Source organism: Kosakonia sp. S57 (assembly GCF_016516575.1).
Classification (GTDB): domain Bacteria; phylum Pseudomonadota; class Gammaproteobacteria; order Enterobacterales; family Enterobacteriaceae; genus Kosakonia; species Kosakonia cowanii.
Map to the genome: position 1 here is coordinate 15,381 of NZ_JACVUL010000021.1, position 25,714 is coordinate 41,094.

A 25,714-nucleotide genomic window follows, 5' to 3' on the forward strand; every position below is an offset into this window, starting at 1 on the left:
AAATCTATGCCAACTTTTAAATCACCCTAAAAAGGCGTTATCATGCTCGGCATAGTGCAAAAGGGCTGCACCATGATGGTTACCTTGCACCAATATAGTGCTTTTATGGAAACATAGGGCACCATATTGGTGCAATTTTCGTTATTTGCCCCTTTTAACGCTCCGTGAAAGCGATCACAAAGCAACTCTGCAATACTTGTTTGCAGGGTATGTTTGTGATCCTGTTTAGTCCTTCGATTAATACGTGTACAATAACGCGCTATTTCTAATGCCTGAGGCAAAGTTGTGATCGAAAATCTGCGTAACATCGCCATCATTGCTCACGTTGACCATGGTAAAACGACCCTGGTTGACAAGCTGCTGCAGCAATCCGGTACGTTCGACGAACGTGCTGAAACTCAAGAGCGTGTGATGGACTCCAACGATTTGGAGAAAGAGCGTGGGATTACCATCCTCGCTAAAAACACCGCTATCAAATGGAATGATTATCGTATCAACATCGTTGATACCCCAGGGCACGCCGACTTCGGTGGTGAAGTTGAGCGTGTAATGTCCATGGTCGATTCCGTGCTGCTGGTGGTTGACGCATTTGACGGCCCGATGCCGCAAACGCGCTTCGTGACCAAAAAAGCATTTGCCCATGGTCTGAAACCTATCGTGGTAATCAACAAAGTTGACCGTCCTGGCGCGCGTCCGGACTGGGTTGTTGATCAGGTCTTCGACCTGTTCGTTAACCTTGACGCGACCGACGAACAGCTGGACTTCCCGATCGTTTACGCTTCTGCGCTGAACGGTATCGCGGGTCTGGACCACGAAAACATGGCTGAAGACATGACCCCGCTGTACCAGGCGATTGTTGAACATGTACCGGCACCGAACGTCGATCTCGACGGCACGCTGCAGATGCAGGTTTCCCAGCTCGATTACAACAACTACGTTGGCGTAATCGGCATCGGCCGTATCAAACGCGGTAAAGTGAAGCCGAACCAGCAGGTCACTATCATCGATAGCGAAGGCAAAACCCGTAACGGTAAAGTTGGCAAAGTGCTGACTCACCTGGGGCTGGAGCGTATTGAGAGTGACGTGGCAGAAGCGGGCGACATCATTGCAATCACCGGTCTGGGCGAGCTGAACATCTCCGACACCATCTGCGATCCGCAGAGTGTTGAAGCGCTGCCGGCGCTCTCCGTTGATGAGCCGACCGTCACCATGTTCTTCAACGTCAACACCTCTCCGTTCTGTGGCAAAGAGGGTAAATACGTTACCTCTCGTCAGATCCTTGACCGCCTGAACAAAGAGCTGGTGCACAACGTTGCGCTGCGCGTTGAAGAGACTCAGGATGCGGATGCGTTCCGTGTTTCTGGTCGTGGTGAGCTGCACCTCTCTGTTCTGATCGAGAACATGCGTCGTGAAGGTTTCGAAATGGCGGTTTCCCGTCCGAAAGTAATCTTCCGCGAAATCGACGGCCGCAAACAAGAGCCGTTCGAGAACGTAACGCTGGACGTTGAAGAGCAGCACCAGGGTTCTGTTATGCAGGCACTGGGCGAGCGTAAAGGCGATCTGAAAAACATGAATCCGGACGGCAAAGGCCGCGTACGTCTCGACTACGTGATCCCAAGCCGCGGTCTGATCGGCTTCCGTTCAGAGTTCATGACCATGACCTCCGGTACCGGTCTGCTGTACTCCACCTTCAGCCACTACGACGATATTCGTCCGGGCGAAGTAGGCCAGCGTAACAACGGCGTGCTGATCTCCAACGGTCAGGGTAAAGCGGTTGCGTTTGCGCTGTTCGGTCTGCAGGATCGCGGTAAGCTGTTCCTCGGTCACGGTGCGGAAGTGTATGAAGGCCAGATCATCGGTATTCACAGCCGCTCTAACGACCTGACGGTAAACTGCCTGACCGGTAAGAAACTGACCAACATGCGTGCGTCCGGTACGGACGAAGCAACGGTTCTGGTTCCGCCGATCAAGATGACCCTGGAGCAGGCGCTCGAGTTCATCGATGATGACGAACTGGTAGAGGTAACACCTCAGTCCATTCGTATCCGTAAACGTCATCTGACCGAGAACGACCGTAAACGCGCCATGCGCGGTGCAAAAGAAGAGTAATTCTCCTCTTTTAGCCCAACAAAAGCCGCTGATTATCAGCGGCTTTTTTTTATCCCGCGATCGCGGGCGTGAAAGGGCCCGCTATTCAAGCGGAAACTTTCCCGCTACAGTTAACTCTCCATGGCAGGCAAGGAGAGGCAAATGCTCTATATCTTTGATTTAGGTAATGTGATTGTCGATATCGACTTCAACCGGGTGCTCGGAGCCTGGAGCGATTTCAGCCGCGTACCACTGGCAACCCTGAAGCAGAACTTTGTCATGGGGGAGGCCTTCCACCGTCATGAACGCGGGGAGATCAGCGATGAGGAGTTCGCCAAAGCCCTGTGTGAAGAGATGGCGCTGCCGTTAAGTTATGAGCAATTCTCCACCGGCTGGCAGGCGGTGTTCGTCGCGCTACGCCCGGACGTTATCGATATCATGCATAAACTGCGCGCGAAAGGAGATCGTGTGGTGGTGCTGTCCAACACCAACCGTCTGCACACGACCTTCTGGCCGGAGCAGTATCCGGAGATCCGCGCCGCCGCCGATCATATCTATCTCTCGCAAGAGATGGGGATGCGTAAACCCGAATCCAGAATTTATCAGCAGGTTCTGACTCTAGAAGGTTTTTCTGCCGAAGATGCCGTCTTTTTCGACGACAATGCTGAAAATATCGCTGGCGCTGAGCGCGTAGGGATTACGTCGATCCTGGTCGCTAACAAGGCCACCATTCCGGACTATTTTTCAAAGCTGCTATGAAAGAAGCCGTAAAACAGCGCGCGAAGAGGAGTGCGCAGTCGCTGCAGGCCTGGTCAAAACTGCTGTGGCGACATATCAATGATGACAATATGACGACGCTGGCGGGGAATCTCGCCTACGTCTCACTGCTGTCGCTGGTGCCGCTGATTGCGGTGATCTTCGCGCTGTTCGCTGTTTTCCCGATGTTTTCCGACATCAGCATCCAGCTGCGTCACTTTATTTTTGCCAATTTCATTCCCACAACCGGCGACGTTATCCAGAACTACATTGAGCAGTTCGTCGCTAACTCAACGAAGATGACCGCGGTAGGGGCCTGCGGGCTGGTGGTCACTTCGCTCTTACTGATGTACTCCATCGACAGCGCGCTGAATACCATCTGGCGCAGCACCCGCGTGCGCCCGCATGTCTACTCATTTGCCGTCTACTGGATGATCCTGACCCTCGGCCCGCTGCTGGCCGGGGCGAGCCTTGCGATCAGCTCCTATCTGCTGTCGCTGCGCTGGGCGAGTGAACTCAATAGCGTGATTGATGATGTGCTGCGAATTTTTCCGCTGATCCTCTCCTGGCTCTCGTTCTGGCTGCTCTACAGCATTGTTCCGACTACGCGCGTACCAAACCGCGATGCGGTGCTGGGGGCGTTTGTTGCGGCGGTGCTGTTTGAACTGGGCAAGAAAGGTTTTGGCTTATATATCACCATGTTCCCCTCCTACCAGCTGATTTATGGCGTGCTGGCCGTTATTCCGATCATGTTTCTCTGGGTCTACTGGACCTGGTGTATCGTCTTGCTTGGGGCTGAAATTACTGTCACTCTCGGGGAATACCGCGAACTTAAAAAAGCAGCACAACGAGAAGAAGCAGACCAACCATGATTGCATTAATTCAACGCGTTTCCCGTGCGAGCGTTAGCGTGGCGGGAGAGGTGACGGGTGAAATTGGCCCGGGTCTTCTGGTATTACTGGGCGTCGAGAGGGAAGACGACGAGCAGAAAGCAAACCGCCTGTGTGAAAGAGTGCTGGGATACCGCATCTTTAGCGATGCCGACGGGAAAATGAACCTCAATGTCCAGCAGGCCGGCGGCAGCGTGCTGGTGGTATCGCAGTTTACGCTGGCAGCCGATACGGAGCGCGGCATGCGTCCGGGCTTTTCGCGCGGCGCGGCGCCGGAAAAAGCCGAGGCGCTCTATAACCACTTTGTTGCACACTGCGGTCAGCAAATCGCCACGCAAACCGGGCGTTTCGCTGCCGATATGCAGGTGTCGCTGGTCAATGATGGTCCCGTCACATTCTGGCTACAGATATGAGCCAGCTTGCGGCGCGGCCCCGGGTCACAAGAGAGAATGCAGCTATGTATCATCTTCGCGTACCGCAAACTGAAGAAGAGTTAGAACGTTACTACCAGTTCCGCTGGGAAATGTTACGTAAGCCGTTGCACCAGCCGCAGGGCTCCGAGCGCGACGCCTGGGACGCCATGGCGCATCACCAGATGGTGGTTGATGAAGAGGGTAATATCGTTGCCTCTGGTCGGCTCTATATCAATGCCGATAACGAAGGCTCGATTCGCTTTATGGCGGTGCACCCCTCCGTACAGGATAAAGGCCTCGGCACGCTGATGGCGATGACCCTGGAATCCGTCGCCCGCCAGGAGGGCGTTAAGCGCGTCACCTGTAGCGCCCGCGAAGATGCGGTACCCTTTTTCGCCAAGCTTGGGTTTATCAACGAAGGCGAAATCACCGCGCCGCAAACTACCCCCATCCGCCATTTTCTGATGATCAAACCCATCGCCTCGCTGGATGATATTCTTCATCGCGGCGACTGGTGCGGTCAGCTGCAACAGGCCTGGTATCAGCATATTCCGCTCAGCGAAAAGATGGGCGTGCGCATCCAGCAGTACACCGGGCAGAAATTTATTACCACCATGCCGGAGATCGGCAATCAAAACCCGCACCACACGCTGTTTGCCGGGAGCCTCTTCTCGCTGGCGACGCTGACCGGCTGGGGTCTTATCTGGCTGATGCTGCGCGAACGCCATCTCGGCGGCACAATTATTCTCGCCGACGCCCATATCCGCTACAGCTCGCCCATCAGCGGTAAACCGAGCGCGATTGCCGATCTTGGCTCGCTAAGCGGCGATCTCGACCGCCTGGCGCGCGGGAAAAAAGCGCGCGTGCAGATGCAGGTAGAGCTGTTTGGCGATGATAAGCAGGGCGCGATTTTTGAAGGCATCTATATCGTTCTGCCCGCAAAACCGTTCGGCTCGTTCGAAGAGGGCGGCAACGAAGAGGAGTAGGCGCTGGGCCTGCCGATAGCGCGCGCGAAAGGCGCGCTTTCCCGTATAGCCGGTTACACCCTGGCGATGCGCGACGCCACATCGTGGATTACATCCACTGCCGTGCGGCTGATGCCGGCAAGCTGGAAGAAACCGTGTATCACACCGAGATAACGCGAACAGGAGCAGGCCACGCCCTGTTCGGTCATTCGCTGATAGAGCGACTCACCTTCATCGCACAGCGGGTCAAACTCCGCTGTCACAATATGCGTCGGCGGCAGGCCGTTGAAATCAGTGCGCCACAGCGGGCTGACATCCGGCAGCAGGCGATCGGTCTCGCCAAGATAGTGCGTATAGCCGGAGAGCAGCGCCTCGCGGGTGATCACATAATCTGCGCCATTAAGGGTATAGCTGTCGAACCAGGCGGTTGCATCAAGCATCGGGTAGATGAGGATCAGCTGAGCAGGCTGCCACTCACCTGCGGCTTTTAAGCGCAACGCCGTGACCAGCGCCAGATGTCCGCCTGCGCTATCGCCCGCCAGCGTGATGCGCTGAGGATCGATGCCAAGCTGCTGCGCGTTTTGCCGGATAAGTTCTGCACCCCGCCGGGCATCATCATGTGCCGCTGGCCAGCGGTGTTCCGGCGCAAGCCGGTACTGCACGGCGATAACCCGGCAGCTGCTGTAAAAGGCAAGCTGGCGCAGCTGTTTATCATGGGTATCAAAGCCGCCGCTGACAAAACAGCCGCCGTGATAGTAAATAAGCGCGGGCAGATTATCGGTGGCATTTTGCGGCGAGTAGCAGCGAAAGCGAATGCTCTCCAGCGTGAATTCTCTCACCTCCACACGGGTTTCCGTCTCGCCTGCCAGCGTCGTGCTGGCGAGATACCCCGCGCGCCGGTCATCAATACTCTGCTCGCAGACGGAGGGCCGTCCTGCAGCAATAAAGTCGCTTACCAGTTGGCTAATACCCTGTTCCAGTGCCATTTCGCATTCCTTTGTCTGTATAAATACCCAGGTTTTATAGCCTGGTTTTTGCGAAATGGAAACGGGGTTTTTGGGCTGAAAATGAAAAGTGGAACCCAGCTCGAAAGAACGTTTTTTTTCTCAAAATGACACTTGCCCAGCAAAAATGGCAGCGTATCGTGTGGCTGGAAAATAAACGCATACGATATACTGAGGTGATATATGGATGTTCTCTCTGGAGTGATTATGGGGCGTATTTTGTTGGATTTATCAGATGATGTTATACGCAGGCTCGATAGCTTAAAGCAGCAGCGTAACCTTCCTCGTGCTGAATTATTACGAGAAGCGGTTGAGCAGTATCTTGAAAAGCAGAACACGACAAGCGCTCGCAATGCTTTAGGTCTATGGGGAGGTGAGGGCGAAGATGGTCTTGAATTTGAGAGAAAACTGCGCGAGGAGTGGTGACTATGAGCAACCTTGCGTTATTTGATACCAATATCTTGATTGATCTGTTTAATGGCCGGGAAGAGGCTGCTAACACTTTTGAAGATTACAATGGCAGGATCGCCATCAGCCTGATTAGCTGGATTGAAGTGCTGGTTGGCGCTAAAAAAGTAGGGCAGGAAAATGCGACACGCGCTTTTCTTGATTCGCTTGAGGTCATAGAGATTTCCCATCCCATAGCAGAACGAAGCATTGAGCTGCGCCAGGCGTATCGCATGAAGCTGCCCGATGCCATTATTCTTGCAACAGCTCAGATACATAGCCGTTGCCTCGTTACGCGCAATATCAAAGATTTTGCGTCTGTAACAGGGGTTTTCACCCCATATCAGTAACAGGCCGGGCAAAAATTTACCGCGACCTGCTGATTTTACTCCCCTTCGCCGGGGAATAAGAACGGGTTGATGGAGCTACGGGCGAACCCTTCCTGCTCCATGCGGGCATCGAGGATCAGCGACGCAAGATCGTCGGCTACCGCTTCGACATTCTGGTCTTTTTCCTGATAAAGGATCTTCAGGTAAGTGCCGCAGTCGCCGCAGCTTTCCGCTTTGATTGCCGCCTGCTCGTTATCCAGCGACCAGTAGTGCAGATCGCGGGTTTGCTCGCAGTTGCTGCACTTGACGCGCACCACGTGCCATTCGGTTTCGCACAGGTTGCAGTGCAGGTAGCGCAGCCCCTGGCTGCTGCCGATGTGCACCGTACTGGAAACCGGCATCGATCCGCAGACCGGGCAGAACTGGCGCTGTTCGCCATATTCCGCGCGGGCTTTCCCCGGAATCAGGCTGGCCATCTGCGCCCAGTAGAGCGACAGCGCGGCCCAGATAAAGGGCGCTTTATCGCTGCTGACGGAGGCGAAGTCGGCGGCAAAGAGAGCGCTAGCCATCGCTTCCAGCTCCTGTGCGGAGGCTTTTTCCAGGTTCTCGATCACCGCCAGCGCCGGGCCGCTCATCTCCGGCTTCAGCTCGGCGATCAGCGAATGCAGCAGCTTATGCCAGTGCGTATCGCGCGGCAGGACATGAATATCAAGCGGCGGCTTTCCCTGCGCGGCAGCTTCTTTAAGACGCGCCGTCAGATCGAGTTGTAACGGGTGGTCATACAGCACCACCTCCTGGGCATGGGCGATAAGCGCGGCAAAACGCAGATAATCACCCAGCGGATTACTCTCTGCCAGCGTGCGCAGACGTTCCGCACGGCGGTTATAGAGGTTTTTGAGTCTGGGGAATAACAACGGCGGAATCACTTCCGCCGTGCGTTTTTCGCTCTTCTCCAGCTCATCTTGCGGGATTATGCGAATACTCATTCAGTTGGTTTTTCCGTTGTCTTGCTGCGAACTTCCCGGTACCAGCGCGGGTGATGTTTCTTCGCCCAGGTGCTGGTAACCCAGCCTTCCACCATTGCGGTTATGGTGCCTTTAACCCACAAGGCGGCATAAATGTGCACCATGATAACCACAATTAACGCAACTGCTGCAAATGAATGCACCATCAGCGCTAAGCGGATCACCGGGATGGGAAACGCGGGTGCAAAGTAAGGGCGCCAGATAACCACGCCGCTTGCCAGGAGCAACACCAGGAAGATAATCGCCGCCCAGAACACACACTTCTGACCGAAATTATAGCGCCCGGTGTCACCCACTTCCTCATTGACGACGATCTTACGAATATTCTTCGCCCAAAAGATATCATCCCTATTGATGAGGTTATGGTGCCAATAGCGGAAAAACATGATTATAAACGAGGCAAACATCACCACGCCGACAAACGGATGAAGGATACGCGCCAGCTGCGGCGTCCCGAGAATGTTCATCAACCAGTTGAAGGAGGGGAAGAAAAACCCCAGCCCGCTCACCGACGCCAGCACGAAGCAGAAGGCGGTGATCCAGTGGTTGATGCGCTCGGGTGCCGAATAGCGCACGATGGTGTCACGTTTTCTCATTTGCGCACCTCGTCTTTCTCTTCATGCAGGTTGTCCTCTTCCTCTTCTGCGCGGTTCGGACCGACACCGACATAGTGGAAGATGCTGGCCGCGAAGGTGGCAGCAAAGCCGACCGCCGCAAGTGGTTTCCAGATCCCTTTCCAGAACTTCACGGTTGCGCTGATTTCCGGGTTCTCCGGCAGACCGTGGTACAGATTCGGGTTATTGGCATGGTGCAGCACATACATCACGTGCGTGCCGCCAACACCGGCCGGATCGTACAGACCTGCGTTATCGTAACCACGGGTTTTCAGCTCTGCCACGCGCTCGCCAGCGAGGTTTTTCATATCCTCTTTGGAGCCAAAGTGGATAGCGCCGGTCGGGCAGGTTTTCACGCAGGCCGGTTCCTGGCCCACCGTCACACGGTCAACACACAGCGTACATTTGTAGACGCGGTTGTCTTCCGGGTTCAGGCGCGGCACATCAAACGGGCAGCCAGCGATGCAGTAACCGCAGCCAATGCACTGCTCAGACTGGAAGTCGACAATGCCGTTAGCATACTGAATGATAGCCCCTTCTGACGGACATGCTTTCAGACAGCCGGGATCGGCGCAGTGCATGCAGCCATCTTTACGAATCAGCCACTCCAGTTTGTCGTTCTGCTCCACTTCTGAGAAACGCATCACCGTCCATGATTTGGCGGTCAGATCCGCCGGGTTGTCATACACCCCGACGTTATGCCCCACCTCATCACGCAGATCGTTCCATTCGGAACAGGCCACCTGACAGGCTTTACAGCCGATACAGGTGGTGACGTCGATAAGCTTCGCCACTTCCTGCTGGTGATCCCGCGCCTGAGGCGCGGGAGTGAAACCGTTAGTCGCGGAACGACGGATGATGTCTTGCGATTGATAAGCCATAAGTCGTCTCCGTTACACCTTTTCCACATTCACCAGGAACGCCTTGAACTCTGGCGTTTGGGTATTCGCATCACCGACAAACGGCGTCAGCGTGTTGGCGATAAAGCCTTTCTTCGCCACGCCTTCGTAACCCCAGTGAATCGGAATACCAATCGTGTCGATATCTTTGCCGTCCACTTTCAGGGTACGAATACGCTTGGTCACCACCGCTTTGGCTTTGATATAGCCACGGTTGGAGGAGACGCGCACGGTATCGCCCTGCGTAATGCCCAGCTTGCCCGCCAGTTTCTCGCCAATCTCCACAAACTGTTCCGGCTGCGCGATGGAGTTCAACAGCGCGTGTTTAGTCCAGTAGTGGAAGTGCTCGGTCAGGCGGTAAGTGGTCCCGACATACGGGAACTTATCGGCTTTACCCATCGCAGCGAGATCGTCTTTAAAGACGCGCGCGGCAGGGTTCGAGACGACGTTAGGGTGCAGCGGGTTGGTGCCCAGCGGCGTTTCAAACGGCTCGTAGTGCTCCGGGAACGGCCCTTCCATCATCTTATCGAGAGCGAAGAGGCGACCCATCCCTTCCGGCTGCATGATAAACGGCCCGACTTCACTGCCAGGAGCGGCGGTGCTGTAGTCCGGAATATCTGCACCCACCCACTTGCCATTGGCGTAGCTGAGCAGCTTGCGCTTCGGATCCCACGGGTTACCCTGCGGGTCAGCGGAGGCACGGTTATAGAGAATACGGCGGTTGAGCGGCCACGCCCATGCCCAGCCCAGCGTATTGCCAAGGCCTGACGGATCGGCGTTATCGCGGCGCGCCATCTGGTTGCCATCCGGCGTCCAGCTCCCGGCGAAAATCCAGCAGCCGCTTGAGGTGGTGCCGTCATCGCGCAGGTGCGCAAAGCTGCCAAGCTGGTTGCCTTTCTTCGCCAGCACGTCGCCGCTTACCGGATCGATAATATCGACCAGCGCTTTGCCGTTGCTCTCCATCGCCACTTCTTCCGCTGACGGATTCTCCGGCGTCGAGTAGTTCCAGGTCATGTTCAGAACCTGTTCCGGATTCGCGCCACCCTCTGCGGCATACATCTTACGCAGACGTAAGAAGATACCGGCCAGGATCTCACCGTCGTTCAGCGCTTCGCCCGGGGCGTCAGCGCCTTTCCAGTGCCACTGCAACCAGCGGCCGGAGTTCACGATGGAGCCGTTCTCTTCAGCAAAGCAGGTCGACGGCAGGCGGAACACTTCGGTCTGGATGGTCGACGGATCGACATCGTTAGACTCGCCGTGGTTCTGCCAGAAGGTCGAGGTTTCCGTATTCAGCGGGTCGATAGTCACCAGGAACTTCAGTTTTGACAGGGATGCCACCACCTTGTTCTTGTTCGGGAACGAGGCGACCGGGTTAAAGCCCTGGCAGAGATAGCCGTTGACCTTGCCCTGGCTCATCATTTCGAAGTACTGCAGAACGTCGTAGCCTTTGTCCCACTTCGGCAGCCAGTCAAAGCCCCAGCTGTTCTCCGCCGTCGCTTTGTCGCCAAAGAAGGCTTTCATCATCGAGACGAAGAATTTCGGGTAGTTGCTCCAGTAGTTAACCTGGCCTTCCAGCAGCGGTTTCGGCGTATTGACGGTCAGGTAGGTCTGGAGATCCTTCTGCTTCTCGCTCGGCAGCGTCATATAACCCGGCAGGCTCTGCGACAGCAGGCCAAGATCGGTCAGACCCTGAATATTGGAGTGGCCGCGCAGGGCGTTTACGCCGCCGCCTGCCATCCCCATATTGCCGAGCAGCAGCTGGATCATCGCCATGGTACGGATGTTCTGCGCGCCGACGGAGTGCTGCGTCCAGCCCAGGGCATAGAGGAACGACGCGGTTTTATCGTGCACGCTGGTTTCCGCGATGTACTCGCACACCTTCAGGAAGTCCGCTTTTGGCGTCCCGCAGATATTTTCAACCACTTCTGGCGTATAGCGGGAAACGTGCTGTTTCAGCAGGTTCCACACGCAGCGCGGGTGAGTCAGCGTTTTATCGCGCTTAGCGAAACCCTTCTCATCCAGCTCGTAGTTCCAGGTGGTTTTGTCGTACTTGCGTGTTTCCGCGTCATAGCCGGTGAACAGGCCATCTTCGAAGCCAAAATCTTCACGCACGATCAGGCTGGCGTTGGTATAGGCTTCGGTATATTCGCGGTTATATTTTTCGTTGTTCAACAGGTACAGCAACACGCCTGACAGGAAAGCGATGTCAGTACCGGAACGAATCGGCGTATAAAAATCCGCAACAGAGGCGGTTCGCGTAAAGCGTGGATCGATAACAATCAGCTTCGCGCCATTGTGGATCTTGGCTTCCATCGCCCAGCGGAATCCCACCGGATGCGCTTCTGCCGCGTTCCCTCCCATCACCACGATGAGATTGGCGTTCTTCATGTCAACCCAGTGGTTGGTCATCGCACCGCGACCAAATGTTGGAGCAAGACTTGCTACCGTTGGTCCGTGTCAGACACGCGCCTGGTTATCGACGGCTAACATGCCGAGGGCGCGGGTAAATTTCTGGGTTAAATAGCCGGTTTCGTTACTGGAAGCGGATGCGCACAGCATCCCGGTGCTCAGCCAGCGGTTCACGGTGGTGCCTTCGGCGTTCTGCGCAACATAGTTGGCGTCGCGGTCGGCTTTCATCAGTTTGGCGATGCGCTCAAAGGCATCTTCCCAGGTGATGCGTTGCCACTTATCGGAACCTGGAGCACGGTATTCCGGGTATTTCAGGCGGCTTTCAGAGTGGATGAAATCCACCAGACCTGCCCCTTTCGGGCAGAGCGCGCCGCGGTTTACCGGATGGTCCGGGTCCCCTTCGATATGGAAAATTGACGCTTTGGCGTTTTTTGCACCGTCGCCGAGGCTATACATTAATAGCCCACAGCCCACGGAACAATATGTGCAAGTATTACGGGTTTCGCGGGTGCGCAACAGCTTATATTGCCGTGTCTCCGCGAGTGCAATGTTGGGGGCAAAGCCCAGTGCTGCAGCCGTTGTACCTGCCATACCGCCAGCGCAGATCTTAAAGAACTGCCTTCTGCTGACCTGCATGGGTTACTCCTGGGTTGACATTACTCTTATCGTTTTTTTTCTCTTTGCGGTGAATTTCACAAAGGTTCAGAATTGCCGCATATCCCTCTGCTTAAGAAGGATATGCGCGGAGAATACCACAATGTCGGTACGCTTGTTCGAGGGTAGTTAATACAAAGTGAACATTTTGCATACTAAAAAGCACAAAAATGCAACATCAGTCACAGGCGTACGCGAAGTCGTGCTCTGGAAGCGTGACAACCTGCAGCAGGCCCAGCCAGACATGCTGGCGGAAGAGGTGCCTGTTGCGCTGGTCTACAACGGTATTTCCCACGTGGTGATGATGGCATCGCCAAAAGATCTGGAGGAGTTCGCCATCGGCTTCTCCTTATCCGAAGGGATTATTGAAACCCCCGCCGACATTTACGGCATGGAGGTTGTGCCGTCCTGTAATGGGCTGGAAGTGCAGATCGAGCTCTCCAGCCGCCGTTTTATGGGGCTGAAAGAGCGCCGCCGCGCGCTGGCCGGGCGCACCGGCTGCGGCGTCTGCGGCGTTGAGCAGCTTAACGATATCGGCAAGCCCATCGCCCCGCTGCCGTTCACCCAGACTTTTGATTTAGCCACGCTGGATAATGCGCTCGCGCACTTAACCGATGTGCAGCCGATCGGGCAGCTGAGCGGCTGCACTCACGCCGCCGCGTGGCTGCTGCCTTCCGGCGAACTGGCGGGCGGGCATGAAGATGTGGGTCGCCATGTGGCGCTGGATAAGCTGCTTGGGCACCGGGCGCGCGCCGGTGAAACGTGGGCCTCCGGCGCGGTGCTGGTCTCCAGCCGCGCCAGTTATGAGATGGTGCAAAAGTCGGCGATGTGCGGCGTCGAAATTCTCTTTGCCGTCTCGGCGGCGACTACGCTGGCGGTAGAAGTGGCAGAGCGTTGTAACCTGACGCTGGTCGGTTTTTGCAAGCCGGGCAGGGCGACAATTTATACCCATCCACAGCGATTAATGGGTGTTAAATAATCGTCAAAAAAACTGAAAAAGTTTAACAAATCCTTCCGCTTTTTGTTTTGAGGGTAGAGGTCTATCATTACTTTCATCGAGGCACGGCGCCTCACTTAAACAAAACAACATAAGGGTTTATCTCATGAAAAACATCAAAACTTTTGTTGCAGTTATCGCTCTCGCTTCCTCTTTCGGTACATTTGCTGCACAAACCGTGACCGCAACTGACACCACCCTGAGCGGTGCTGAAGCGAAAATCGCAGCCCAGGCACAACAGGCTGGTGCCTCTTACCAGATCACCGAAGCGTATAACGGCAACCAGGTTCACATGACCGCTGAACTGACCAAATAAGTTAAGCACCATCGTCGAAAGAGCGCCTACGGGCGCTTTTTTCGTTTTAGTGCAGACCCGCCAGGCGCAGCAGAGCTGTTACCACCGCTGCCGACAGAATCACCACAATTAACGGCATCTTGCGCCAGGCGAGAAACAGCGCAAACAGCACGCCGCAAACCCGCGCCATTCCGGCGAAGTGATCCCCTTCATAGAGCATTGCGGCCAGCGCCACAGCGAACAAAAGCGTGGTCGCTGCATCCGAAAGCAGCCCCTGTGCGCGTTCCGACAGCGCCAGACGCCCGCCCAGTTTCGCGCCGCCGAGCCTCATCAGATAGGTGCCTACCGAGAGAATGGCGATACCGCCAAGAGTCAGTGCAACGCTTGCCATTATCGCTTCCTCGTCAGTAAACCAAGCAGTGAGAGCAGCACCGGTAACCCCACCGGCGCGAAGGGGACCGTTGCCAGCGAGAGCGCTGCGCCGCTACAGGCGCGTATCAGCGTGGTGCGCTTTTTCAGCGCCGGCAGCACTAAGGCCAGCAAAATCGCCGGGAACACTGCGTCCAGACCGATGGTTTCCGGCGCGGGCAGAAAAGCCCCGACCGATGCGCCGATCAGCACGCCAACCGGCCACAGCAGCGCCACGCCCAGCCCGCAGAGCCAGTAGGCGGCTTTGCGCTGTTCCGGGGTGGACTGTGAAAGCCCGAACACCACGCTCTCATCATTCATAATGTGGCAGCCCAATAACCCGGCGGCCCGTTTACCCACCAGTTCGCGCACCGTCACGCCGAAGGGAATATGGCGGGCATTGACCAGTAGCCCGGCGACCGCTGCTGCCAGCGGGCTACCGCCGCTTGCGACAATCCCGATAAACATAAACTCTGATGCGCCTGCCAGCACCAGCGTTGAGAGCATCAGCGGCACCCAGAGCGGAAAGCCGTAGGCCATCGCCAGCGAACCATAGGAGACGCCGACAACGCCGACCGCCAGGCAGACCAGCCCAATCGCTCTAACCGTGTCGCGTGTAAGGGAAGAAAAGTGTCTTGTGAACATCGCTTTTTAGCCATATCGAACGTGTATCCATTATAATGAACACCCTGAGACCGTTTTTCAAGACGAACATAACGTTCGATTAAATGAACATTAAGGCCGGTATGACACAACCCATCGCTATTATCGCCAAAAGCCTGGCGCGTGAGCGGCAGCGGACCGGGCTCTCGCTGGCGGAGATCGCCCGCCGCGCCGGGATTGCGAAATCGACGCTCTCGCAGCTGGAAGCGGGCAACGGTAATCCGAGCCTCGAAACCCTGTGGGCACTCTGCGTGGCGCTGGATATTCCGTTTGCCCGCCTGCTGGAGCCGCAAAATCCGCAAACGCAGGTGATTCGCCGCGGTGAAGGCACCAAAGTGGTTGCCGAGCAGGCGCACTACCAGGCGATATTGCTGGCAACCTGCCCGCCCGGCGCGCGGCGCGATATCTATCTGCTGCTGACGCAGCCCGGCGCGGATCGTATCTCCCATCCGCATCCCACCGGTTCCGTCGAGCACATTATTGTGACGCAGGGACGGGCGCTGGTCGGGCTGACAGAGGCGCCTGAAGAGTTAAACGAAGGGGATTACATCTGTTACCCGGCGGATCGCGAGCATATCTTTAAAGCGCTGGAGCCAGATACGCAGGCGATCCTCGTTGCCGAGCAGAATTGAGCCTTCATCCCCTGCGTGCAGTGAGGGGATGAAGGGAGCGGCTTACGCCAGATAGAACACCTCTTCCAGCTCGGCGCTCACCGGGCTGTTATCGGCATTGGCAGGCATCACGTCGCGCATATGCTTCCACCAGCGTTGACACACCTCGGTGCGGGCGACCGCCTCCCAGCGCGCTTCTGATTCAATCTCCACCGTGGCGAAGAGCAGGTTGCGTGCTTTATCAAGATAGATGGCGTAATGGTGCGCACCCGCCTCTTTCAGCACCGCTTCCAGCTCCGGCCAAATTGGGTTATGGCGACGCGCGTACTCCTCATGCGCATCGGGGTTGACCTGCATAACAAACGCTTTACGGATCATAATGCCTCCAGATAGAGCTCGCGCACCTCATCGCGGCTGGCGCTGCGCGGGTTGCAGGGCGCACACGGATCGGCGAGCGCCTTATCCAGCCACCCTTCGATATCGGCTTCGCGCACGCCCAGCGCGCTAAAGCCGGAAGGAATACCGACTTTGGCACTCAGCGCCCGAATGGCAGCAATCGCCTGCTGGCTTGCCGCCTCCTCGCTCATCTCTTGGGTATCAACGTCCATCGCCTGCGCGATACGGGCGAAGCGCGCCACCGCATGGGGGCGGTTAAAGTTTTCGATGATCGGCAGCAGGATGGCGTTGCAGACGCCGTGCGGCAGATTGTGGGTCGCGCCCGGCTGGTGGGCCAGCGCGTGCACCAGCCCGAGCCCGGCGCTGTTAAAGGCCATCCCAGCCAGATACTGCCCGTAAGCCATCTGTTCGCGTGCCTCAAGGTTATCGCCCTTGGCAACGGCGGTCGGCAACCACTGGTTTATGAGGCGAATCGCCTCCAGCGCGTTGGCATCCGTTAACGGATGCGCGCCCACGGAGACATAGGCTTCGACCGCATGGGTCAGGGCATCCATGCCGGTTGCGGCGGTGACCGCGGCGGGGATCGCCAGCATTACGCTGGCATCGTCGACGGCGATATCGGGGATCAGGTTGGCATCAATAATCACCTCCTTCACCTGGCGCTCGCTGTCGATAATCACTGCGTTGCTGGTCATCTCCGCTGCCGTTCCTGCGGTGGTGTTGATTGCCACCAGCGGCACCCCGGCGTGTTTCACTTTGCCAACGCCGGAGTAAGCGGTCGACGGTCCGGGGTTCGCGGTGAGGATTTTTATCGCTTTCGCGGTATCGATTGGGCTACCGCCGCCGAAGGCGATCAGGTAGTCACAGCCTGCCTGCTGATAGGCGGCAAACCCCTCCTGCACCAGCGCTTCGGTCGGGTTGGGGAAGACGCCATCAAACAGCTGATACGGCATCTCGTGCGCCTTTAGCGCGGTAAACAGGCTGTCGAGCAGACCGAGTTTCACCAGCTGCCCGTCGGTGACAATCAGCGCCTTACCCCATGCTTTGTCTGCCACCAGTTTCACCATATCGCCAATTGCGCCCGCGCCGTGCAGGCTGATTTTCGGCAGTGCCAACATAAAGCTCATCGTATTTCTCCTTGATTTGATTGGATCCTGACCAGCGGCAATGCTCCCTGTCGCCGGTTGAAACTTTTTCCCGCTGGCGCTTTGATGTAAGCCGCCATCCGGCAAGCCATGCCTGCGCTACAGCCGCCTGCGCTGCAACAGGCGGCGGGTGAGGATCGGCAGTGAAATCACCACGATCAGCATCGCGCCGACAATAATTGACATCACGATCCCCGGCACGTTGAGCAGGCTCAGGCCAAAGGTCACCAGCCCCATCAAAAAGGCGGCGATAATCACGCCAACCATGCTGCCGGAGCCGCCGAGAATATTGACGCCGCCGAGCACCGCCATCGTCACCACGGAAAGCTCCCAGCCCAGCGCGATGGTCGGGCGCGTGCTGCCGAGGCGCGAAGTGAGCAGCACTGATGCCAGCCCCGCCATTAACCCCACCAGCGCAAAGAGGATCAGGTTGTGGCGTTTGACATTGATCCCGGCATACCACGCGGCGGTCGGGTTATTGCCGATGGCGTAAGTGCGGCGGCCAAAGTTGGTTTTATGCAGCAGAAAGGCAAACAGCAGCCCGAGCACAATAAAGAGCGCAAACTCGAACGACAGCGCGCCCCAGACGTAGCCCTGGCCGAGCCACGCGAAGCTCTCCGGCCAGCTATTCAGAGCCTGGTCGCCCAGCAGGATGTAGGAGATGCCGCGGTACAAGCTCATGGTGCCGATGGTGATGACAATCGATGAGAGGTTGAAGCGGGTCACCAGAAAGCCGTTGAACAACCCGCACAGCAAGCCGACGCCCAATCCCACGCAGACTAACAGCGGCGTATCGACGCCCGCCTGCGCGCAAAAGCCCATCGCCGTTGAGCTGAGCGCGATGGTGGCGGCGACTGAGAGATCGATCTCTCTGGCGATAATCAGCATCGCCATCGGCAGTACGATGATCGCCTTCTCGGTGAAGTTGAAGGTGGCGTCTGACAGGTTCCAGATATTAAGGAAGTAGGGCGAGGCGAGGGCGTTGACCACAAACACCGCCAGCGTCACCGCCAGTAAAAACCCCTCCCAGCAGAGCAGACGGCGCAAGAGTGGCGTCGGCGAAGCCGGGCTATTTACTGCTTCAGAAGTGAGGATTTTGCTCATGATTTCACCGCCTGTTTCTGCCGGGCCAGCGCCGCATCGCGCAGGATCAACCGCCCTTTGCGCTTATTGCCACGCTCGTTGAGCAGCACCGCAATCACGATCACCGTGCCGGAGATCGCCATCTGCCAGAAGGGCGAGACGCCAATCACCGGCAGGGCATTGTTGATAACGCCGAGGAACAGCGCGCCAAACAGACAGCCGAGCACGCGCCCGCTACCGCCCATGGTGCTGATGCCGCCAATCACGCAGGCGGCTACCACCTGTAGCTCAAAGCCGTTGGCGACATCGACATAGGCGACGGCGAAGCGCGAGATCCACAAGTAGCCGCAGAACCCGGCCAGCGCGCCGGAGAGGCAGAAGCTGACAAACTGCATCTTTCCGGCGTTGATGCCGGTGTAGTAGGCCGCCGTGGCGTTGCCGCCTGCGGTATAGAGCGCCCGTCCGCTGCGGCTGTAGCGCAGGAAGTAGCCGACCAGCAGCAGCGCGGCGATGGCGCACCAGCTCAGTACCGGTAGCCCCAACAGTCCGCTGCGCGGTACGGCAAGGAAATCGGCGCTCATCTGGTTGGCGTTCACCCAGCCACCGCCGGAGAGGAGAAAGATAATGCCGCGGTAGATGCTCATGGTGCCGAGCGTCACCACAATCGCCGGAATACCCAGTTTCCACACCAGCAGGCCGTTGATAATCCCCATCACCAGCCCGAGCGCGGTTGCCAGCAGCAGCAACGCCCACACCGGCACATCCGGGTGATGGAAGTTAATCAGCGCGACGATCATGCCGGTGAGCGCCAGGTTTGCCGCCATCGACAGATCGATCCCTTTGGTCAGCAGCACCATCATCTGCCCGAGGGCGAGAATAATCAGGATGGCGGTATCGTTGAACATCTCTACCAGGTTGCCGGGGCTGATAAAGGCAGGTACGCGGCTGCCGATTGCCAGCATCAGCAGCACAATTACCCCGCCGAGCAGCGCTTCACGATGTTTAAGCAGTGCGTTCATCATGCGGCCTCCTGCCCGGCACCGCTAGCGGCGCTGACAATGGTTTCTGCCGACGCTTCTCCGGCCCGGTAGTGCGCGACCATCAATCCTTCATGCATGACGATCACCCGATCCGCCATCCCCATCACTTCCGGCAGTTCGGAGGAGACCATAATCACCGCCAGCCCCTGCGCCACCAGTTCGGACATAAACTGGTGCACCGCCGCTTTCGAACCGATATCGATCCCTTTGGTCGGCTCATCGAGAATAATCACCTGCGGCTGGGTGGCGAGCCATTTACCGATCACCACCTTTTGCTGATTACCGCCGGAGAGCGTCTCAACCGCCTGCTTCCAGCTAAAGGCTTTAACCTGCAAACGGCGGGCGTACTCCTCCGCCAGCGCCCACTCTTTGGCATCGTTTAGCACCCCGTTGGCGTTGAGCGTGCTCAGTTGCGGCAGGCTGATGTTCTGGGCAATCGACAGGGCGGTGATCGCCCCCTGCTGCTGGCGCTCTTCCGGCACGCAGACAATCCCGGCCTGAATCGCATCCGCTGGCTGGCGGAACTGCACCGCTTTGCCGTTAAGGATAATGTCGCCAGAAGCGGGACGCGTTACGCCGCAGAGCGCCTGCATCAGCTCGGTACGCCCGGCACCGACCAGGCCATAAAAGCCGAGGATCTCCCCTTTGCGCAGGCTGAAGTTGATATGGGCGAACTCGGTGGCATGGCAGAGATCCTTCACCTCCAGTACCACCTCGCCCGGCTCGCAGGGGATTTTCGGCCAGCTCTGGCTGATGGCGCGCCCGACCATCAGCGTCACCATCCGCGCTTCGGTAATCTCTTTAATGGCACCGGATTCGATAAAGACGCCGTCGCGCAAAATGGTGTAGTGATCCGCCAGTTCGAAAATTTCATCGAACTTGTGCGAGATAAAGAGGATCGCTTTCCCCTCCTGCTTCAGGCGCTCAACGATGTGGTAGAACTCCAGAATCTCGTGCTGCGAGAGGGCGGCGGTCGGCTCGTCGAGGATCACCACCTGCGCGTCAAAGGCGAGCGTGCGGGCAATCGCCACCATATGGCGCTGGGCAATGCTGAGGGTTTTAAGCGTCGCACGCGGATCGATCTGCACCTCCAGCCGGGCGAGGAGTGCCCGTGCCTGCTGATGCATGGCGGGCCAGTCGAGCTTTTTCAGCAGCCCTTTATAGAGATAGTGACCGACAAAAATATTTTCGGTGACCGACAGCTCGTCGAACAGCACCGTCTCCTGGTGAATGGCGGTAATGCCCACTCTGTGCGCCGCATCGGGCGTTGGCAGAGAGATGGGGATCGCTTTATAGAGGATCTCGCCCTCATCGGGCTGATAAATGCCGGTCATCACTTTGACCAGCGTCGATTTGCCCGCGCCGTTCTCGCCAATCAGGGCGGTTACGTGGCCAGGCCAGAGATCAAGCTGTACGTTCTCAAGTGCGCGCACGCCGGGAAAGCGCTTGCTGATGCCCTTAAGCGACAGCAGTGGGGTGGATGCCGTCATGATAACTCTCCGGTTTTGCCCCCTCCCGTCAGAGAGGGGAAAGGGTCAGAACATCTTCGAGAACTTATCAATATTGCTGGCATCGTAGACGAAGGGTTGCGCCATCGCGCCATTGCCGTCGGCATCCAGCGTCACTTTTCCTAAGCGGCCCATGCTGGCTTCCGTTTTCGTCGCTGTCCCTTTCACCAGATCGTCCGCTAAATAGGTGGCGGCATAGCCAAGATCGATCGGGTTCCAGATGGCAAAACTTTTACTCGCGCCGGATTTGATGGCGCCCGCCATTTCAGAGGGCAAGCCGAGACCGGTAACGTAGACTTTGCCGATTTTGCCCTGATCCTTCACCGCCTGCGCGGCGGCGACAATGCCGACGGAGGAGGGGGAGACAATCACTTTCAGATCCGGGTAGGACTTCAGCAGGCCGACCGCTTCGCGGTAGCTTTTATCGGAGAGGTCGTCGCCATAGGCGACGGTGACCAGATTGACGGAGGGGTACTTCGGCAGCACCTTTTTCATCTCCGCAATCCAGATATTCTGGTTGGTGGAGGTGGGCGTGGCGCTCAGAATAGCAACGTCGCCCTTCTCAACATTCAGCGCTTTCAGCGCATCGGCGGCAAGCTTGACGTTGGTTTCGCCAATCAGCGCATTATTGGAGGGGTTAAGGTGGATCTGTCGCCCGGCTTTCGCCACGCCGGAGTCCCAGGACACTACTTTGATACCGCGCTGCATCGCTTTTTTCAGCACCGGCACTACCGCGTCGGGATCGTTGGCGGAGATGGCGATCGCATCTACCCCCTGGGCGATCAAGCCGTTCAGCACTTCGATCTGCGCTTCCGCGGTGGTGGTGGTCGGCCCGGTGTAGATCACTTTAACGTCGCCTAACTCTTTCGCTGCCTCCTGCGCGCCGGTGTTGGCGGCTTCAAAAAAACCATTCCCTAACGATTTCGCCACCAGGGCGATTTTCACTTCGGCGATGGCGGAACCGGATAACGCCATCATGACAACGGTGAGGATCAAGCTTGCTTTTGTTTTCATTGCTCGTACTCCACGGATGACACTCCCGTTCGCTTTCGTGTTGCCGAAATCACCAGGGAGTGGTTTTTTGCAGGTGAACAGAGTTCGCCCCGTCTGCGTGAGCGGGGCGCGTTTTTTTAGTGATACAGGTCTAACGCCGATTGCAGCGGGTTGACGCCGAAGCGTTTGCCCAGTGCGATCAGTTCTTCACGGGTGATGGTCTGTTTCATACCGCCCATCGAATAGACTTTGACTAACACCTCGGCGGATTTTTCTGCGGTGTCGATTAGGCCAAAAGCTTCATCCAGCGTCGGGCCGCTGCCGAAAACGCCGTGGAATGGCCACAGCACCAGCGAATGTTTCTGCATGTCGTTGGCGGTGGCGCGGCCGATTTCATCGGTGCCCGGCACCATCCACGGCAGAATGCCGACGCCGTCCGGGAAGACCACCAGGCACTCGGTGCTGCCTTCCCACAGCTTGCGGGTAATCAGATCCGAGCTGTTTTCCAGCACGTAGGTCAGGGCGATAAGGTTGGTGGCGTGGCAGTGCATGATCACCCGATCTTTGCCGTCGGTCGCCTGGATGCGCTCGCAGTGGGACAAGAAGTGCGCCGGTAGCTCGGAGGTCGGTACCGCTTCGTTAGTCAGCCCCCACAGGATGTGGTAACCGGCGCCGTCGCTGTCGACTTTAACCACGCCGAGGTTGGCCGTTGGATCGAGCTGCACGTTGCGGAAAAATTTGCCGGAGCCGGTGACGATAAAGGGCGTGTTGGCGAGCAGCGGCATCGGCTGGCTGAGGGGAATGTAGCGCGGCTGCGGGTGGAAATCTGCTTCATAGGGCGCAATATCCGCATCGTCGAGACGCAGGGTCAGGTTGCCGCCGTTGCGCTCGTCCCAGCCTTTTAGCCAGGCGTCGGTCGTCGCTTTAATCATCCCCTGGACGAACCAGGCGTTAATAATGGTCTGCATGTATGGAGTTCCTGTTGGTTCTGTTGCCGGATGGCGCTGCGCTTATCCGGCCTACGTGAATCGGTTTCTCTGTAATTCGCCATCCGGTACAGCGTTACTGGCGCTGGCGTAATACCGCTTGCTCATACGCCCGCACGCTCTCAAGCCACTGGCTACCGGCGGGGGTGTCGTGGCGCTGGCAATAGATCTCCCACACCGCCTGCCACGGCAGGGATTTCTGCTCTTCGAGCAGCGCAAGGCGCGCGGTGTAATCGCCGTCGGCTTCCAGCTGGCGCAGCTGTTCAACCGGCTCCAGCAGGGCGCGCAGCAGCGCTTTTTTCATATTGCGGGTGCCAATCACCCACGCGGCGATACGGTTGATAGAGGCGTCAAAGAAGTCGAGGCCGATATGCACGCGATCGAACAGCTTGTGACGAATGATCTCGCTGGCAATGGCCTGGGTTTCATCATCTAGCAGCACCACGTGATCGCTGTCCCAGCGCACCGGGCGGCTGACGTGCAGCAGCAGACGCGGCACATAGAGCATGGCGGCGGAGATTTTGTCGGAGATCACCTCCGTCGGGTGGAAGTGGCCCGCATCCAGGCAGAGCGCGGTCTGGCGGCTGGTGGCGTACCCCATGTAGAACTCATTCGAGCCGACGGTGTAGCTCTCGGCACCGATGCCGAACAACTTACTCTCCACGGCATCGATATGGTGCGCCGGGTTCAGTTTCTCGCTCATCGCCTCATCGAGCGCCGCCAGCAGACGCTGGCGCGGGGCCAGGCGATCGACCGTGACATCTTTCATGCCATCCGGTACCCAGATATTCATCACCGACGGCGTGCCGAGCTGCTCGCCAAACGAGGCAGAGACGCGGCGGCTGGCTTTTACATGCTCAATCCAGAACTGGCGCACCTCATCATTGGCGTGGGAGAGAGTAAAACCGTCGGCGCTGAGCGGGTGCGAAAAGCATGAGGGGTTAAAATCGAGCCCCAGCTTGTTGGCTTTCGCCCACGCAACCCAGTTTTTAAAGTGCTCCGGTTTGATCTCGTTGCGCGCCACGGGCGCATCGGCTTCGTGATAAATCGCGTGCAGATTAAGGCGTTTAGGGCCGGGGATCAGGCTCAGCGCCTGCTCAAGATCGGCGCGTAATTCGGCGGCGTTGCGCGCTTTACCCGGATAGTTACCGGTGGCCTGAATACCGCCGGTCAGGCTGCCTTCCGGGTTTTCGAACCCGGCCACATCGTCGCCCTGCCAGCAGTGCATCGAGACCGGCAGGCGATCGAGCTGACGCAGCGCCTCCTCGGCGTCGATGCCGACCGCGGCAAAACGCTCTCTGGCAATCTCCCAGGCCTGTTCAAGTTGAGTGGTCATGCGCAAAGCTCCTTTGTCTGTCGTTTTTGCTGAAAACGCGCGACATAGCGGGCGATTTCATTATCAGAATCGGGGGTAAAGGTGAGCAGGGGGTGGTTAGCCGCCACCACCTGACGGAACTGATCGACGTTGGTCAGCTCATCGAGCGTCATTAGCTGTACGCCAATATTGCCGAGCGTTGAGGCTTCAACCGGCCCGGCGACCACCGGCAAACCGCAGGCGTCGGCGCAAAGCTGGTTTAACAACTGGTTCTGGCAGCCGCCGCCAACAATGTGCAGGCGGGTAAAGGGCTTGCCGCGCAGGGTGGCCAGCTCGCTCAGCACATCGGCATAGAGCAGAGCGAGGCTGTCGAAAATGCAGCGTGCCAGTTCCGCCGCGCTCTGCGGCACGGGTTGATCCGCGTCGCGGCAGGCAGCCTGGATCTCGGCGCTCATGTTCGCCGGGTTGATAAAACGCTCATCGTTGGGGTTGATGATGAAGTGGCAGACCGCGATCTGTTCGGTAAGGGCGATAAGTGCGGGCAGGTCGCTGATGTTCTGCTCTTTCAGCACTCGCTGTAGCAGCCATAAGCCCATGATATTTTTCAGCACCCGGTAGCGCCCCTCGGCACCGCCCTCATTAGTGATATTGGCGGCGAGCGCGGCGTCGCTGGTGTAGGGCGTTTTGCTCTCAAAGCCCATTAATGACCAGGTACCGGAAGAGAGGTATGCCGCATCGTGATCGGCCAGCGGCGAGGCGATCACTGCGCTGGCGGTATCGTGGCTGGCAACGGCGACCACCGGAATGGCGTTGCCCTGCGGGCAGATCCAGTCGCCAATCACATTCCCGGGATGGGTCGGTGTACCAAACCAGCTTGCGGGCACGCCAGCCCAGTCGAGCAGCGTGGCGTCCCAGTTGTCGGTGTTGATATTGACCAGTTGCGTGGTGGTGGCGTTGGTGTACTCCCAGTTGCGCTGCCCGGTCAGGCGGAAGCTGAAGTAGTCCGGGATCAGCAGGGCGTGTTCCACCTGCTGTAAGGTGTGCGGCTGCTGTTCCGCCAGTGCGCGCAGCTGGTAAAGAGTATTGAAGGGGAGAAACTGGATGCCGCTGCGGCGATAGATATCGGCTTTGCCCGGCTGCTGGAAAGCGCGCTGCATAATGCCGTCGGTGCGGCTGTCGCGGTAGGCGATTGGCAGGCCAACGCGTTCGCCCGCGCGGTTAATCAGCACATAATCGACGCCCCAGGTATCAATGCCGATGCTGTCAGGCTGCACGCCGGATTCGCACACCTTTTGCAGCCCGGTGCGGATCTCGGCTTCAAGGCGGTCGATATCCCAGCAGTCGAAGCCGTCGACTCTCTGTAAGCAGTTAACAAAGCGGTGAATTTCCTGAAGTGTCAGCGCCCGGCTCTGGCGATCGTAACGCGCCAGCATTACCCGTCCGCTGGAGGCACCTAAATCAACCGCGACGCAGTGGCGAAAAGTCATGATGAGGTCCTTCAAAGAGTCATTGCGGACAGTCTAAAAAAGGGGGCGTGGGGTCTACCTTCTTGCTACTGACAGTGGCGGAGGGGCGCTGGCAAGAAAGCAAAGATGAACGTGAGAGAGTTCACAAATTCCAGTGATGACGCGGCGTTGCGCCATTGTGACTCTCGCCACATTTCCCGATCTTTCCGGGCGTTTCTTGAAAAACGGGCAGCTTATGCGCGAAATGGCGTCGAAAATTAAAGGTGAGGTTGGCCGCCCTTAATTACTATTTTGAGACTGTTTCTCATTTGCTGG

At 57.5% G+C, this 25,714-nt stretch carries 26 protein-coding genes; 10 read left to right on the plus strand and 16 right to left on the minus strand.

Annotated features, from left to right (window positions below; all coding sequences use genetic code 11):
- The first annotated feature begins 285 nt into the window (after nt 1-285).
- From typA to fabY, 5 genes are all read left to right on the plus strand, one after another.
- Nucleotides 286-2,109 (plus strand): ribosome-dependent GTPase TypA, encoded by a 1,824-nt coding sequence (gene typA / locus IAE48_RS18510; RefSeq protein ID WP_042712320.1) that lies wholly within the window; start codon nt 286-288, stop codon nt 2,107-2,109.
- A 141-nt stretch (nt 2,110-2,250) separates the two neighbouring features.
- Nucleotides 2,251-2,847, plus strand: coding sequence for a glucose-1-phosphatase (gene yihX, locus IAE48_RS18515; protein WP_054804144.1), 597 nt, complete (start codon nt 2,251-2,253; stop codon nt 2,845-2,847).
- Nucleotides 2,844-3,716, plus strand: coding sequence for a virulence factor BrkB family protein (locus IAE48_RS18520; protein ID WP_076768859.1), 873 nt, complete (start codon nt 2,844-2,846; stop codon nt 3,714-3,716). Before yihX ends, IAE48_RS18520 begins: the two co-directional genes overlap by 4 nt.
- Nucleotides 3,713-4,147, plus strand: coding sequence for a D-aminoacyl-tRNA deacylase (dtd, locus tag IAE48_RS18525; RefSeq protein ID WP_023479361.1), 435 nt, complete (start codon nt 3,713-3,715; stop codon nt 4,145-4,147). Before IAE48_RS18520 ends, dtd begins: the two co-directional genes overlap by 4 nt.
- Before the next feature lie 44 nt (nt 4,148-4,191).
- Nucleotides 4,192-5,133 carry a fatty acid biosynthesis protein FabY gene (fabY, locus tag IAE48_RS18530; protein WP_023479318.1) on the plus strand — a complete coding sequence of 314 codons (942 nt, stop codon included), beginning with the start codon at nt 4,192-4,194 and terminating at the stop codon, nt 5,131-5,133.
- A 53-nt stretch (nt 5,134-5,186) separates the two neighbouring features.
- Here fabY and IAE48_RS18535 read toward each other — a convergent pair whose 3' ends face one another.
- On the minus strand, nt 5,187-6,098 hold the full coding sequence (locus IAE48_RS18535) for an alpha/beta hydrolase (protein ID WP_200135227.1): 912 nt from the start codon (nt 6,096-6,098) through the stop codon (nt 5,187-5,189).
- Between the two features lie 201 nt (nt 6,099-6,299).
- Here IAE48_RS18535 and IAE48_RS18540 point away from each other — a divergent pair, with 201 nt between their 5' ends.
- Entirely contained in the window at nt 6,300-6,542 is a 243-nt protein-coding gene (locus IAE48_RS18540) for a CopG family transcriptional regulator (protein WP_042712315.1), read from the plus strand.
- A 2-nt stretch (nt 6,543-6,544) separates the two neighbouring features.
- Nucleotides 6,545-6,913, plus strand: a complete 369-nt coding sequence (locus IAE48_RS18545) for a type II toxin-antitoxin system VapC family toxin (protein ID WP_200135228.1) — start codon at nt 6,545-6,547, stop codon at nt 6,911-6,913.
- 35 nt (nt 6,914-6,948) lie between these two features.
- Here the strand turns inward: IAE48_RS18545 and fdhE are convergent, their stop codons facing one another.
- Genes fdhE through fdnG form a run of 4 tightly spaced genes read right to left on the minus strand, consistent with a single transcriptional unit; the run spans nt 6,949 to nt 12,475 of the window.
- Entirely contained in the window at nt 6,949-7,878 is a 930-nt protein-coding gene (gene fdhE, locus IAE48_RS18550; RefSeq protein WP_023479362.1) for a formate dehydrogenase accessory protein FdhE, read from the minus strand.
- Entirely contained in the window at nt 7,875-8,513 is a 639-nt protein-coding gene (gene fdoI / locus IAE48_RS18555; protein WP_023479367.1) for a formate dehydrogenase cytochrome b556 subunit, read from the minus strand. The genes fdhE and fdoI overlap by 4 nt, the downstream gene beginning before the upstream one ends.
- Nucleotides 8,510-9,412, minus strand: coding sequence for a formate dehydrogenase subunit beta (gene fdxH / locus IAE48_RS18560; protein ID WP_023479333.1), 903 nt, complete (start codon nt 9,410-9,412; stop codon nt 8,510-8,512). The genes fdoI and fdxH overlap by 4 nt, the downstream gene beginning before the upstream one ends.
- Nucleotides 9,413-9,424: 12 nt before the next feature.
- Entirely contained in the window at nt 9,425-12,475 is a 3,051-nt protein-coding gene (gene fdnG / locus IAE48_RS18565; RefSeq protein ID WP_200135229.1) for a formate dehydrogenase-N subunit alpha, read from the minus strand.
- A 157-nt stretch (nt 12,476-12,632) separates the two neighbouring features.
- Here fdnG and fdhD point away from each other — a divergent pair, with 157 nt between their 5' ends.
- Nucleotides 12,633-13,472, plus strand: coding sequence for a formate dehydrogenase accessory sulfurtransferase FdhD (gene fdhD / locus IAE48_RS18570; RefSeq protein WP_200135230.1), 840 nt, complete (start codon nt 12,633-12,635; stop codon nt 13,470-13,472).
- A 124-nt stretch (nt 13,473-13,596) separates the two neighbouring features.
- A complete protein-coding gene (locus IAE48_RS18575) occupies nt 13,597-13,806 on the plus strand; it encodes a YdgH/BhsA/McbA-like domain containing protein (protein ID WP_124971010.1) in 210 nt (69 codons plus the stop codon).
- Nucleotides 13,807-13,852: 46 nt separating this feature from the next.
- Here the strand turns inward: IAE48_RS18575 and IAE48_RS18580 are convergent, their stop codons facing one another.
- The gene (locus tag IAE48_RS18580) at nt 13,853-14,176 is read right to left on the minus strand and encodes an AzlD domain-containing protein (protein WP_042712304.1); all 324 of its coding nucleotides are present in this window, start codon (nt 14,174-14,176) and stop codon (nt 13,853-13,855) included.
- On the minus strand, nt 14,176-14,838 hold the full coding sequence (locus IAE48_RS18585; RefSeq protein WP_200135231.1) for an AzlC family ABC transporter permease: 663 nt from the start codon (nt 14,836-14,838) through the stop codon (nt 14,176-14,178). The genes IAE48_RS18580 and IAE48_RS18585 overlap by 1 nt, the downstream gene beginning before the upstream one ends.
- Nucleotides 14,839-14,939: 101 nt before the next feature.
- Between IAE48_RS18585 and IAE48_RS18590 the strand changes: the two genes are divergently transcribed.
- The gene (locus IAE48_RS18590; protein ID WP_200135232.1) at nt 14,940-15,488 is read left to right on the plus strand and encodes a helix-turn-helix domain-containing protein; all 549 of its coding nucleotides are present in this window, start codon (nt 14,940-14,942) and stop codon (nt 15,486-15,488) included.
- A gap of 42 nt (nt 15,489-15,530) precedes the next feature.
- Here the strand turns inward: IAE48_RS18590 and rhaM are convergent, their stop codons facing one another.
- The 9 genes from rhaM to rhaB form a co-directional block, all read right to left on the minus strand.
- On the minus strand, nt 15,531-15,845 hold the full coding sequence (gene rhaM, locus IAE48_RS18595) for an L-rhamnose mutarotase (RefSeq protein WP_054804141.1): 315 nt from the start codon (nt 15,843-15,845) through the stop codon (nt 15,531-15,533).
- Nucleotides 15,842-16,990 (minus strand): lactaldehyde reductase, encoded by a 1,149-nt coding sequence (gene fucO, locus IAE48_RS18600; protein ID WP_200135233.1) that lies wholly within the window; start codon nt 16,988-16,990, stop codon nt 15,842-15,844. Before fucO ends, rhaM begins: the two co-directional genes overlap by 4 nt.
- A gap of 117 nt (nt 16,991-17,107) precedes the next feature.
- Nucleotides 17,108-18,112: an ABC transporter permease gene (locus tag IAE48_RS18605; protein WP_200135234.1), complete on the minus strand. Its 1,005-nt coding sequence runs from the start codon at nt 18,110-18,112 to the stop codon at nt 17,108-17,110.
- Nucleotides 18,109-19,113 (minus strand): ABC transporter permease, encoded by a 1,005-nt coding sequence (locus IAE48_RS18610; RefSeq protein WP_094422599.1) that lies wholly within the window; start codon nt 19,111-19,113, stop codon nt 18,109-18,111. The genes IAE48_RS18605 and IAE48_RS18610 overlap by 4 nt, the downstream gene beginning before the upstream one ends.
- Nucleotides 19,110-20,621: a sugar ABC transporter ATP-binding protein gene (locus tag IAE48_RS18615; RefSeq protein ID WP_200135235.1), complete on the minus strand. Its 1,512-nt coding sequence runs from the start codon at nt 20,619-20,621 to the stop codon at nt 19,110-19,112. The genes IAE48_RS18610 and IAE48_RS18615 overlap by 4 nt, the downstream gene beginning before the upstream one ends.
- Before the next feature lie 45 nt (nt 20,622-20,666).
- On the minus strand, nt 20,667-21,653 hold the full coding sequence (gene rhaS, locus IAE48_RS18620) for a rhamnose ABC transporter substrate-binding protein (protein WP_094422595.1): 987 nt from the start codon (nt 21,651-21,653) through the stop codon (nt 20,667-20,669).
- 116 nt (nt 21,654-21,769) lie between these two features.
- The gene (gene rhaD / locus IAE48_RS18625) at nt 21,770-22,600 is read right to left on the minus strand and encodes a rhamnulose-1-phosphate aldolase (RefSeq protein ID WP_200135236.1); all 831 of its coding nucleotides are present in this window, start codon (nt 22,598-22,600) and stop codon (nt 21,770-21,772) included.
- Between the two features lie 94 nt (nt 22,601-22,694).
- A complete protein-coding gene (locus IAE48_RS18630; protein WP_200135237.1) occupies nt 22,695-23,954 on the minus strand; it encodes an L-rhamnose isomerase in 1,260 nt (419 codons plus the stop codon).
- Nucleotides 23,951-25,420 (minus strand): rhamnulokinase, encoded by a 1,470-nt coding sequence (gene rhaB / locus IAE48_RS18635; protein WP_200135238.1) that lies wholly within the window; start codon nt 25,418-25,420, stop codon nt 23,951-23,953. The genes IAE48_RS18630 and rhaB overlap by 4 nt, the downstream gene beginning before the upstream one ends.
- Nucleotides 25,421-25,714 lie beyond the last annotated feature (294 nt).